Source organism: uncultured Brachyspira sp., assembly GCF_944388875.1.
In the GTDB taxonomy this organism is placed as follows: Bacteria; Spirochaetota; Brachyspiria; order Brachyspirales; family Brachyspiraceae; genus Brachyspira.
This window is the reverse complement of sequence record NZ_CALXKQ010000019.1, coordinates 1-12909: the sequence shown is the minus strand read 5'-3', so window position 1 is coordinate 12909 and position 12909 is coordinate 1. Positions and strand designations below refer to the sequence as shown.

Sequence of the window (12909 nt, the reverse complement as noted above, 5' to 3'; positions counted from 1 at the left end):
TATCTTTATAATAAAAAAGTCAACCATTTTTAGTATACAATAAAAATAAATTACTACAACATATAAATGACAATAGTTGATTTTAACAAAGATTATTGTATAATTTAAAAACTATGGAAGAATTAATAAATAAAATAACATGCGACGATGCTTTAAAAACAATGAGGCAAATACATGATAACAGCATCTCATTAATTGTAACAAGTCCTCCATATTGGAATTTAATAGATTATGGAGTTGATGGTCAGTATGGTCAATGTTCTTATGATGATTATTTAGAACAAATGTTATTAGTTTTTAAAGAGTCTGTTAGAATACTAGAACCTAATGGAAAAATAGCATATATTACTCCTATAGTTCCTTTATCAAAAACTGCGGATTCTTCTAATCATACAAGAAAGCTTTTAAATATTTCATCAGATATAGAAAGAAGGGTATTAGATGCCAATATAGGATTAAATAGATTTAGCTTATATATATGGCAAAAGCAAACTTCAAAAAAAATGTTTGGAAGCTATCCTTATCCGCCTAATATATATGAAGATAATACTATAGAATTTATAAATGTCTTAGTAAAAGAAGGAACTCCAAAAAAATTACCGCAAGAAGTAAAAGAATATAGCCGATTAAGTCAGGAAGAATGGCTAAATGTATCTATGCAGGTTTGGCCTATAATGCCTACAAATATAAATAGAAAAAATAAAGGAGGACATCCTGCACCTTTTCCTTTAGAAATACCAAATAGATTAATAGCTATGTATAGTTTTGCTAAAGCTGAAGAATTCGGATTTAAAGGCGACATAGTTTTGGATATGTTTAATGGTTCTGGTTCTACAACGTTATCTGCTTTCATAAGTAAAAGAAGATTTATCGGTATAGAACTAAATATAGATTATTGTAATATTGCAAGGGAAAGAATAGCTAATATAGATAAGAATATGGCAAGAAATTTGATAATAGATAAAATAAAAATGCCTGTAAAAAATAATAAAGAAAATATACAAGATAATATTAAAGAAAAAATATTATTTGAATTATGAGTAATATTATAAAAGATTTATATTGGAAAGATTTTTTAAAAAATTATTTAAATAATAATGCATATTGGTACATACTATAAAAAAATAAAATTTTAAATCCATAAAAGACAGACTATCCATATTGTATAAATACAAAAATAGAAAATGGAATAAAGAATTACAAACTTCTATTAGAAAAGATTTAGAAAACAAGAATTTATTTTTACCAAAAGCTGAAGGTCAAAATGAAGATGATAAAAATGCAATAGTAAGAGTTAGCCTCTGTATTAGGTTTAGCATGGGTTAAAGATAATGAAAATTTATATATAACAGAAGCAGGTGAAAAATTATTAAAATATAAAAATTATAACAGTATAATAGAAAAACAAATAAAAAGATTTCAATTTAATAAATATACCGCAAAGAATGATATAAAAATAATACCTGTGCTATATTTGGGTAAAGTTTTACTAAAATTAAAAGATAAATATATAACTAAAGATGAATATTGTTTATTTATATCCAAAAAATTAAATATTTCAGATATTGATAAATCAGCAGAAGAAATAGAAAAATACAGACTATTAAAAGATGAAGATAAAAATAAGATAAAAAAATATTTAAAAAATGAAAAAATAAAAAACAGTAAAAATAACAGAAGAAAATCTATACTTAATACTATAGAATTAGAAAGCAGCTATGCCATAAATTTTTTTTGCTCATCTAATTTATTTAATTTTGAGGACTCTAAAATATTAATTTCAAATGAAAAAGAATTAAAATCTTTCATTAAAGAAAATGAAAAAATAAGTATATGGATAGATTTCAAAGAAAAAAAAGATTGGTTTTATTATTATGGTAATTATGATTCTGATAAATCATCGGCTGAATTTGCTTTAGATTATTACACTGATATATCAGATATAGATAAAGCTGTAAATATATTTAGTGATTATAAAAATAAAAAAATAGAACTGTCAGATAATATGAAAAATATATCTGAAGAGGATTTTAAATCTGTACTTGTTGATGAAAAAATATTAGAGGATTTTTTAGAAAGGCATATAGAAGAATTAGAAAAAGGATTAAAATTGATAGGAAGACAATACCCTACAATATCAGGGCCTATAGATTTACTCGCTAAAGATAAATCAGGTAAACTTGTGGTTATAGAATTAAAGAAAAATAGAGTTCCAAATAAATTTATAGGACAAGTCAGCAGGTATGTATCATTTTTAGAAAGCGAAGGAAATAAAGATGTACGCACTATTATTGTTGGAAGAAATATAGATAATAATATAAAACTATCAATAAAACAATTAAAATGTAAAACAGACCTATATAGTTTTGATTATAAAGTTAATTTCACAAAAATAAATTAAATTTTATCTATAGCATCAAAATAACAAGCCATGAAATCACCCTCTCCGTTTTCAAAATCAATTACCATAGAAGAAACTTTTTTATTAAGCTCCTTTATCATGGCATAAGCTATTTCCTGTGCCTTGCTTTCCGTTAAATCTGAATTATTTTTCTGAATATTCTTTATAACTTTATTTATATTAACTCTCTTGTAAACTCCGTCGCTGTCCACTTCTATTTTCTCCTATATATTATTCTTTAAAGTAGCCTTTAGTACATCTATATCGCTGTTTATATCCATAATATCATTTTCATATATCTTATTCAAAACATTTTTCAAAAACTCTACAACGGCTATAATTGATTCTTTTATTCCTTTTCTAACATTATTAACATTATCCATATTAGAATCTTCCAAATCTATATATGAATTAATAAGTTTTAAAGTGGTGGGTATATTATAATCAAGCATTTTTGCTAAATCTTTTTTGACATTATCATTCTTATCTAAGTCATATTCTCTTGCTTTATCTATAATATCTTTAAACAAAGCATTTAACTGCCTTACATAAGAAGCAAACTCATAATCTTTTATATTTTTTATAACATTATCAATAGAATTATAATATTCTAAAGCATTTGAAATAATAATATCCTCTTCTTTTTTTTCTTTAATATTTGTATCATCAACATAACTATATTCAGCATCCACAACTTCTATATTATCATAATAATTTTCTTTAGCATAATAATCTTTATTATACTTCAAATTAAACTCTTCATCACTCATAAATACAAATCTTAATAAATCTATAACACATAATAAATAAGGAATAAATGTCCAAAAAAACAATACATATAATACCCCTCTTTTTACCTGTCCCAAATAAAATTTCTGTATCCCTACCCCAGCAAATAAAAGAGATAAAGCAGAAAGCAGTATAGCATAAATTCTTTTTTTCATATTATATAAATCCTAATTTTTAAAATCTTTTTCTTTTACAAGACCATCTTTTAAAAGCATAGCCTTTAATACACTTATATCACTTCGTATATCAATCAAAATATTAGTATCAATATTTCTTCTCATCCTGTCAAAACCATAATTAATAGCACCTATAGATTTTTTTATCTCTAATCTAACCTTCTCCTTATTTCTTTCTTCCATAGAACAATTATCCAAATCTATATATGTAGATATGAATTTATTAATTGTAGGTATATAATAATCTGTAATAGAATCATGCATTTTTTTATAACTTTTATTTTCTTTTATAGAATTCAAAACTTCATTTATATTGCTGGCTGTATCCTGAATTATTAATACAAAATCATAATCTTTTATATTATATAAAGATTTCTTAATTATATCATCATAAAAAAAATCATTAATGATATTATCATTTGTACTATTAACTTTATCATTATTAATACCATCTTTTTTTGAATAAGACTTTTTTACAAAATAAAAAATGATCAATAATAAAAATATCAGTATTATAAATGAAACCAACTGCAATGAAGAAAAAAAGAATATAATTGCCGAAACAGATAAAAGAGAAATTGAAAGGGATAAATTAAAATTATTAATTAACAATTCTTTACATTTTTTCATAAACATTCTCACCATTAAAATTATTAAATGGACTTAATTTAATAATACTACAAATATAAAAAATATCAATAATATTATAAAACCGCTTTTTATATATTTACTATATAAAAAGCGGCAAATAACAACATCTAGTAAACCAAATAAAATTAATCTTCAAATACAGTCTGTTCAGTAACTTCTGTTTGTAAAGCTTTCAAAGCTCTTTCAACCATTTTACGTCTTATTTTTTTACTAGCTTCTTCACCCAAAGGAGGATTACCCAATGGATATGGAATACCAACACCAGGAATAATTCTATTAGCTCCTATAGTTAAAGATATAGGTACTACTGTAGCCATGTGAACTACTGGAATACCAGCACGTTCTATTTCTTTTACCATCGTTGCTCCGCAACGAGTACAAGTTCCTCAGGTTGAAGTTAATATTACAGCTTGTACGCCATCTTCCAACAATTTAGGCACAAAACTTTCACCAAAACGTTTAGCATTTCCTGTAGAAGTACCAGTACCAGTAGTAGTAATAAAGTAATCAGCTAATTCTCCTATACCGCCTTCAGCCTCTATCTCTCTCATAACATCCAAAGGTATAACTAAGTTAGGATTTTCCAAAACAAATTGTCTGTCATATCCTCCATGAATAGTCATAAAGTCTTTTTTATCCATAGAATTTTTACCTTTGATGCTGTAAATACCGTATTTAGTAGCACTAGAGCTTTCAATTCTATCAGGATTACCAACAGGAACTATACCTCCAGAAGTAACAAAAGCAATTTTAGCTTTAGTTATATCTTTAATAGCTTTAGCAGGAGGAACTTTATCAAAGAAAGGCATAGGATATTCTGTTCCTACTTTCTCGCCTTTAATTTTTTTAACTAATAAATCAACAGCACGAGTAGAACCTCTTACTTCATTAAAGTAATTTACTCTTATTCCTCTTTCAAAATAACCTTCTGCATCAGGACCTTGAACTTCCTCTCCTGAAACTAATTTTTTAGCTAATGCGGCAACTTTAGGTATTGCATTTCTCATATCAGCTGCAGAATCTTTAGTTTCTATAATGTATAAATCCTTACGGTACATATCAACACCAGGGTTCTCTTTATACATAGCAGTAACAACAGGAATTTTGAAGTGCTCTTCAACAGCAAGACATATACCTCCGCAAGCTACTCCGTAACGACCAGCATTGAATGCAGGACCAGCTATAAATAAGTCTGGTTTATATTTTTCTATCATTTTTATAATTGTTTCTTTAGCCTCTTCAAGATGCTCTCCGAAATAGTTGTCCCCACAAATAACAGTAGCAACCACATCATAATTATCTCCAAGTTCTTTAGCTAAAGCAGCTCCAGGTCCTATAACCCCATCCCTCACTTCTGGAGGAATACCTGCTTTCTCTTCACCGCCAATTCCAGCAAAGAATTGGTTCATATAATGTATAACTATTTTTTTACTCATATATAATTCTCTCCTTAAAGTTTTAATAAAAATTAATAACCTTTAGCAGAAAGTTTATTAAATCCGTTAGCAATAGTAGAAGCTATAATAATTTGCAATTCAGCTTCTATAGTTCCGTCTGGTTTCAAACTTCCTTCATATCCGCCTATCATAGTTTCAACGAAATCTAAAGTACCTATAACTTTATCCATTTTAGGGAAATTAATAATAACATTACCATTACCGCAAGAAACTAATGTATCAGCTTCTGGTGTAGTATCAGCCAAAGACTGAGATTTACCATCTCTGCCAGGGAATTCATCTGTAATAAGTACAACTTTAATACCTTTCTGAGCAACTTTTTTACAATTCATCATTAAGTCAGTATCTGGATTACCATAACCTTCCTCTGTAATAATTAATCCGTCTAAACATAAAAATTCTGCTAATTTTGCAACCATATCAGATGATCTTTCTTTATCTGCTAAAAATACATTTTCATTAGTTAATATAACACCAATAAAGTTTAAATCTTTACCATGTCTTTTGTATAAATCCTCAATTACAGGGTTATGGAAATGGTGATAAGTTGTAACTTTATCACAAGGAGCAACACAGTTTCCGCTTACAATAGCACCGTCAAGAATTTCTGTAGGATACATAAAAGTAGGAACTATCTGTTTAGCATCAACACCATAATAATATGTATCATGCAATAAACCTTGGGACTGAAGCATGTGTACATATCCAACTTTAGGCAAATCAGGGTATTGAGCTATTTGCTGAGCTAAAGGTTTAGTTTCATAAGTAACAATTTCATCAGGAGTTAAATCTTTAGCAATTTCCCCAATGAAAGCAGCAACTTTCAAACCCGCCAATCTTCCAGCCTCCTCATAACTATGAGTTTCTAATCCCTCTTTAGGTTCTATAACTACACATACATTATTTGTTTGAGAGAATGGAGTATATTTAGCAGCCTCTCCAGACATATCAATAATACCTTCTTGGAAACCTACTATACGTCCGCATGTTACAACACATGCTCCTACTAAAGCGTGTGTCCTTCCGCTTCCAACCTCTTTAACTTTGTTAATAACACCTGGAAATATTCCGCCGCCGCCGCTTACTTTTACTCGAGGTTCAATAACATCCTTTACAGGAGCTATTCTTACAGATTCGCCAGGTCTTGCAAGTTCAACTTTAGCTGATATTAGTCTGTCATCTTGAAGTACAAGCTCTTCTATATCTTTAGCACAAACATATAGAACTCCGTTCTCGACTTTCATTTTGTCAGCAAATTGAACGTCTTTAATAAAAATTTTACCTAGTTCTAACTTCATGAACTATCCTCCTTTAATTATTATTTTTATTTTTAATTCTAATAATGCTTTTTATAATCATTATAAAGAACAATAAAAATCCAACATACCCATTCAATACATAAACAATATTAACTAGTTTATCAAAAGGAACTTTTAATCCTATAAAACATCCTACTGCCGCTAATACAGCTGTAGCAATTTTAAATTTACTGCTTGTATCATCGCTAATAACTCTAGATGATGCAGTCCATAACAAAGGAACAGCAGTAGTGTATATACCAGCTATAACTATTATCGAAAATATTGTAGCAAATATAGGATTAATTTTAGCTGCTAATATTAGTGAAGGAATTTGGCTATTTGCTAATTCTTTTATATTTGCCAATAATCCCAAAGAAACTATTATAACTGCTAAAGTAAAACCTAATACTCCAAAAAATATTCCTAATCCTCCTTCCCTTTTACTATTAGCCTGTTTACCTAAAGCAGCTACAAAAGCTGTAAGCCAAAGCATACAGAAGCCAATATAAGAAAGAGAAGAGAAAAACCAATTAGTAGATGCCTTAGTTTTCTGCAATTCTCCAACTATTTTATTTCCTTCAGAAAGACCTTCAAAATTTGTAAAAATAGCATAAAGACCCAAAAATATAGATATAATAACAACTACAGGACCTATTTTGCCCAATACTTTAACTATATTTTTTAATCCAAAAGCAACTGTAATACCTGATAAAACAGCCATTATAATGGCACCGATAACTTCTGAAATACCATACTGCTGTTTCATTGTAGCACCAGAGCCTGCGATCATTACAAAATATGACATATAAATAAATAATGTTGAAAAATAGTCAAAAAAAGTACCTACATATTTTCCGCAATAATACTTATAAACGTCATTAGGTTTTGCAAATGTGTTATCATATCCTACAAATATGAAACTTAAACAAACATACAAAAATACAGCAAACATTAATAATGCCCCAGCAACACCCCAAAAACCATAAGCTGTAAAATACTGAAGTACCTCCTGACCCGTAGCAAAGCCAGAACCAATAAGGAATGCGATATACGTACCTGCAAACATTATCACATTACTTATATTAACCTTGTGATTATCCATACAAACTCCTTAAAATTATTATTTTCAAATTAAATAATCAAAAATTATTTAATTTAATGGCAGATTTTTATCAAAACACGATTCTATCAGAGATAAGTCTACTGTTTTAAAATCTTCCTTAATATTTTTAGGCCAACTGGTAAGTTTTCTATTTTTAATAAACTTATTGTAATTATCTATAGCACTTTCTATTAGTTCCAAATCCTCAAATTTAGTAGAATTATTTTTTTTTATTAAAATAGATTTATATGGAGTTTGATTTGATTTTAGACTTCCGCTCATAGGATGGGTTAATAGATTATATCCTTTATGTATAAAATCTCTAACCTTGATGAGAACATCATACATGCTTTCAGTATCTATATAATCAATATCATAAAATTCTTGATATTTCTTTATAACTTTATCGTTATTTGTAACGATTAATAAAATATCTCTATCCAACAAAATAATTTCCCCAAAAAAAAATGTTGTATAATTAGAGTATAATAAAAATAATTTTTTAAATCAATAAATAATAATTCATTTTTTATAAATAATATAAAAAAGATTTCAAAAATACATAATATATAATCTTATAAGAATTAAATTTATTTATATACTTGCCAATATATATTTATAATATATATTATAAATAAAATTTAATAATAAAAAGCGATATATATGAAAAAGAAACTAGAATTGCAAACAACAACATTATGGGATTATCCTTCTCAGCAATATTTAAAAAGCGAAGAAGAAAAACATAAAAACTACATAGGAGCTACGCCGTCATATATTATATGGAATTTGTTAAACAGATACACAAAAGAAAAAGATTTAGTAGTAGACCCTATGGCTGGAAGCGGTACAACTATTGATGTAGCACGTGAATTAAAAAGGCGTGCTTTAGGGTATGATATAAACCCAAAAGCATTGCAAAGAAAAGATATTTTTAAAGCAGATGCTAGAAAAATACCAATAGAAGATGAAAAGGTCGATTTCGTATTTATAGATCCTCCTTATAGTACGCATATAAATTATTCTGATGAAAAAAATTGTATTGGTAAATTAACAGCTAAAGAAGATGAATATTATAATGCTATGGAAAAAGTTATAAATGAAATATTTAGAATCATGAAAAAAGACAGATATATGGCTTTATATGTTTCTGATTCGTATGAAAAAGGATTTCCATTTATGCCTATAGGATTTAAGCTGTTTGAAATTATGAATAAATATTTCATGCCTATAGATATAGTATCTGTTGTACGTCATAATAAAAATTTAAATAAAGGTAATTATCATATTGCTGCCATAGAAAATAATTTTTATTTAAGAGGGTTTAACTATCTATTTATAATGTACAAAAAGGGAAATAAAACCATTGATAATAATGGAAAACTTCATTTGAGAAATATATAAAAAAGGCAAAGTTTAATTAAAAAAACTCTGCCTTATATTTACTAATTTATCTTAAATAATACATGTCTTTAGGTATATAATCATCTATAATCGTAGCGGCTTTCAAGTTTCTCTTTCCCTGTACAGCCATTATATTATAAGCTGCTGCTCCAACATTTTGATTATCAACCATTACAGTTCTCTTTTCCATTCTTTCCAAATCTATATTAGAAGTTCTCACTTGATCAAAGTATTCGCTTGCCAAAACAAAATGCTTAAATGCTTCCTGCTCATTTTGAATAGTATTTGTTACTGTAGAATTATAAGCATAAGAAACACCTATATTATTATAAAGGCTAGCTAAATAACTAATCAATATAAAATCGCTTTCTGTACGCATTTCTAATCTTCCCAATTTATCACGTTTAGATAAAACCTGACTCAAAGCATTTCTATAGAAACCATTAGCTAAATTAGCCTTATCCAAATGTAAAAGCGAATTCCCTAAAGCATAGGAAACTACACTATTGCTAGGATTTTTTTGAAATAAAGCATTAAATCCTTCAAAAGCTCTGTCAAATTCGCTGTCTAAATAATATATCCAAGATAAATTATAAAGCAGCTGATCACTTCTAAGATTCGGAGCAAGATTATCATAAGCCATTTGATAATATTCTTTTGCTTTTACATAATCTTTATCCTGATAGAAATAAACATTACCCAAATTATAATTGGCATCAGGATACACACTATTTATAGACAATGCTTCATTGAAGTTTTTAACAGCATTTCCATATTCTCCTAAATTATAATATATCTGACCTAACATATTATATACATACTCTTTGCCTCTATAGAAAGGATCTTTACTATACAAAGGCAATGCAGCTGTAGTAAGTATTTCCATAGCTCTGTCATAATGTTTTAATCTAGTTTCATAGTCGGCATATCCTACTATAGACTCTAAATTAGAAGGATAAGCTGCTAATAATTTCTCAAACAATGTTCTTGAACCATAAAAATCATCTTTATCAAGAAGATATTTAGCCAATTTAGGATAAACATCATCATCTATATAGCCTTTTTTCAAATTCTCTATATGATTTTGAAGAGCTTTAACATGCTGATAATTATCCTGATATATTCTTATAAGCATTGTTCTTTTTCTAGGTATAACATCATCTCCGAAGAAATTAATCATATCGCTGTAATTATTATAAGCTAAATCATAATACTCAGGATGAAGCAAATTTTTAGCTCTGCTTATCATAAGAACACCGCGTTCATCGTATATAACTTTTTGTTCTTTTTTCTTTTTAGTATAAACCAACATATCATTATATAATTCTTCGCCTGCTATATAGTCCTCTTCTGATAATTCTTTTTCACCTTTCTTTCTATAATAAAAACCATAAGTTATTCTAGTTTCAAAATCTCTAGGTTTAATATTTAAAGCACCCTGTATTTTATTCAAAGCATTAGGGAATGTTTCTCTAGCTATATAAGCTCTTGCATATCTATTATACCATTTTGTTTGTTTAGGTTTTAATCTTTCACCCTGTGCAAAATTACGTTCTGCCTCATCATAAGCTCCATTTGATATACTAACCAAACCTTGTTTATAATATTTATTAGCCATTATAGGTTTATAAATAAATTGGAAAGAGAATACCACTATAGCAAGGAATAATATCAAGAATACAGCAGCTACTCTTATAATTCTGGCATAATCTTTTAATGAGTTAGGTATAGGTATAAGGTCTAATACATTCTTTCTATCATCTTCTCTTATGCTTAAGCCTAATTCTTTATTCAAGATATTTGCTATATTTTCGCTGGATTCTCCGCGTTCCAAAGCATTAAGCAAATCTTCCATAGAATTTCTGCTGATTTTCTCATTAAGTATAGCATCCAAAACATGGTACTGTGTTATTGGAGGAAGATATTTAATAGCATTTATAACCTTATCATGATCCACATCCTTATCAACATCATCATATTTAGAAGGAACTAAACTATTAGATGTTTCAGGTGCTGGAAGAGTGGTGCCTCCTTCTATTATATTTGTAGAAGGAACATCGCTCAAAGTATCTTCTATTTCATCAGGCAAATCTAAATCATCATGATGATTATCTTCATCATGAGTTTCTTCTTCATTAGATTTATTGTCAGTATCATCAATATCATCTAATGTTAAATTATCTAAATCTACATCACCTCCAGAAGTTTCTTTTTCTTTTGACTCTGTTTCTTCTTCTTTACTTTCTGATTCTTCTTCTTTTTCTTCATCTTCTTCTGGAATCAAATTATCCAAACTTAAATCATCACCTTCTTCTTCCTTGTCATCTGACTTAGATTCTGGCTCTTCTGATTTACTTTCTGCTTCTTCTTTTTCTTCTTCTTCTGGAATCAAATTATCTAAACTTAAATCATCATCTTCTTCCTTGTCATCTGACTTAGATGCTGGCTCTTCTGATTTACTTTCTGATATTGCCTCTTCTTCTTTTTCTTCATCTTCTTCTGGAATCAAATTATCTAAACTTAAATCATCATCATCTTCTTCTTTGTCATCTGCTTTAGATTCTGGCTCTTCTGATTTACTTTCTGATATTGCCTCTTCTTCTTTTTCTTCATCTTCTTCTGGAATCAAATTATCTAAACTTAAATCATCATCTTCTTCTTCCTTGTCATCTGCTTTAGATTCTGGCTCTTCTGATTTACTTTCTGGTATTGGCTCTTCTTCTGGTGCTTTTTCACCTTTTTCCTCTTCATCTAAAATATCATCCAAACTATCAGATATATCATCCATATCTAAACTATTTAAAATATCATCCACATCATTATCATCAGAAACATCTTCAATATCCTTAATTTCAGGCATCTCATCAGAATCACTATCTATACTATCAGCAACATAATCATCATCTATATTAGGTAAAGTATCAAGCAAAGGCAGATCATCTAAAACAGGAAGTTTATCACTTTTGATATCAGAATTTTTAGATTTTGAATCTGAATCATTGATATCCATAGCAATTTTATCTTCTAATTCTTGATCTTCAGGCAAATCCAATGAATCCAAATCACCTGAAATTTTATCATCATCTATATCTAAATCTTCAGGTAATCCCAAATCATCATCTATATCTAAATCTTCTGGTAAATCTAGATCATCAGTATCTACTGATACTTTTTCATCTTCTATATTATCTAAATCTTCTGGTAAATCTAGATCATCTGTATCTACTGATACTTTTTCATCTTCTATATTATCTAAATCTTCTGGTAAATCTAGATCATCTGTATCTACTGATACTTTCTCGTCTTCTGTATTATCTAAATCTTCTGGTAAATCTAGATCATCAGTATCTACTGATACTTTCTCATCTTCTATATTATCTAAATCTTCTGGTAAATCTAGATCATCTGTATCTACTGATACTTTCTCGTCTTCTGTAGTATCTAAATCTTCTGGTAAATCTAGATCATCTGTATCCACTGATACTTTTTCGTCTTCTGTAGTATCTAAATCTTCTGGTAAATCTAGATCATCTGTATCCACTGATACTTTCTCGTCTTCTGTAGTATCTAAATCTTCTGGTAAATCTAAATTATCTGTATCTACTGATACTTTCTCGTCTTCTGTAGT

At 28.1% G+C, this 12909-nt stretch carries 11 protein-coding genes; 3 read left to right on the top strand and 8 right to left on the bottom strand.

Annotation, left to right across the window (positions count from 1 at the left end):
- The first annotated feature begins 113 nt into the window (after positions 1-113).
- Together Q0J69_RS10475 and Q0J69_RS10470 are read left to right on the top strand one after the other, a co-directional pair.
- Positions 114-1040, top strand: coding sequence for a site-specific DNA-methyltransferase (locus Q0J69_RS10475; protein ID WP_297207152.1), 927 nt, complete (start codon positions 114-116; stop codon positions 1038-1040).
- Between the two features lie 434 nt (positions 1041-1474).
- Positions 1475-2401 (top strand): endonuclease NucS domain-containing protein, encoded by a 927-nt coding sequence (locus Q0J69_RS10470; protein ID WP_297207150.1) that lies wholly within the window; start codon positions 1475-1477, stop codon positions 2399-2401.
- Here Q0J69_RS10470 and Q0J69_RS10465 read toward each other — a convergent pair.
- The 7 genes from Q0J69_RS10465 to Q0J69_RS10435 form a co-directional block, all read right to left on the bottom strand.
- Positions 2398-2613, bottom strand: coding sequence for a hypothetical protein (locus Q0J69_RS10465; RefSeq protein ID WP_297207147.1), 216 nt, complete (start codon positions 2611-2613; stop codon positions 2398-2400). The two genes, Q0J69_RS10470 and Q0J69_RS10465, sit on opposite strands and share 4 nt — an antisense overlap.
- Before the next feature lie 12 nt (positions 2614-2625).
- On the bottom strand, positions 2626-3345 hold the full coding sequence (locus Q0J69_RS10460; RefSeq protein ID WP_297207144.1) for an NINE protein: 720 nt from the start codon (positions 3343-3345) through the stop codon (positions 2626-2628).
- A gap of 12 nt (positions 3346-3357) precedes the next feature.
- Positions 3358-3996: a hypothetical protein gene (locus Q0J69_RS10455; RefSeq protein WP_297207141.1), complete on the bottom strand. Its 639-nt coding sequence runs from the start codon at positions 3994-3996 to the stop codon at positions 3358-3360.
- A 146-nt stretch (positions 3997-4142) separates the two neighbouring features.
- Complete coding sequence (gene grdF, locus Q0J69_RS10450) at positions 4143-5453, bottom strand: sarcosine reductase complex component B subunit beta (protein WP_297207139.1); 1311 nt, start codon at positions 5451-5453, stop codon at positions 4143-4145.
- A 32-nt stretch (positions 5454-5485) separates the two neighbouring features.
- Positions 5486-6772, bottom strand: a complete 1287-nt coding sequence (gene grdG, locus Q0J69_RS10445) for a sarcosine reductase complex component B subunit alpha (RefSeq protein WP_297207137.1) — start codon at positions 6770-6772, stop codon at positions 5486-5488.
- A gap of 13 nt (positions 6773-6785) precedes the next feature.
- Positions 6786-7877, bottom strand: coding sequence for a hypothetical protein (locus tag Q0J69_RS10440; RefSeq protein ID WP_297207135.1), 1092 nt, complete (start codon positions 7875-7877; stop codon positions 6786-6788).
- Between the two features lie 48 nt (positions 7878-7925).
- The gene (locus Q0J69_RS10435; RefSeq protein ID WP_297207133.1) at positions 7926-8324 is read right to left on the bottom strand and encodes a GrdX family protein; all 399 of its coding nucleotides are present in this window, start codon (positions 8322-8324) and stop codon (positions 7926-7928) included.
- Positions 8325-8540: 216 nt separating this feature from the next.
- Between Q0J69_RS10435 and Q0J69_RS10430 the strand changes: the two genes are divergently transcribed.
- Positions 8541-9281: a DNA methyltransferase gene (locus Q0J69_RS10430; protein WP_297207130.1), complete on the top strand. Its 741-nt coding sequence runs from the start codon at positions 8541-8543 to the stop codon at positions 9279-9281.
- A 46-nt stretch (positions 9282-9327) separates the two neighbouring features.
- Here the strand turns inward: Q0J69_RS10430 and Q0J69_RS10425 are convergent.
- A partial coding sequence (locus tag Q0J69_RS10425) for a tetratricopeptide repeat protein (protein WP_297207128.1) occupies positions 9328-12909 on the bottom strand: 3582 nt, incomplete at its 5' end.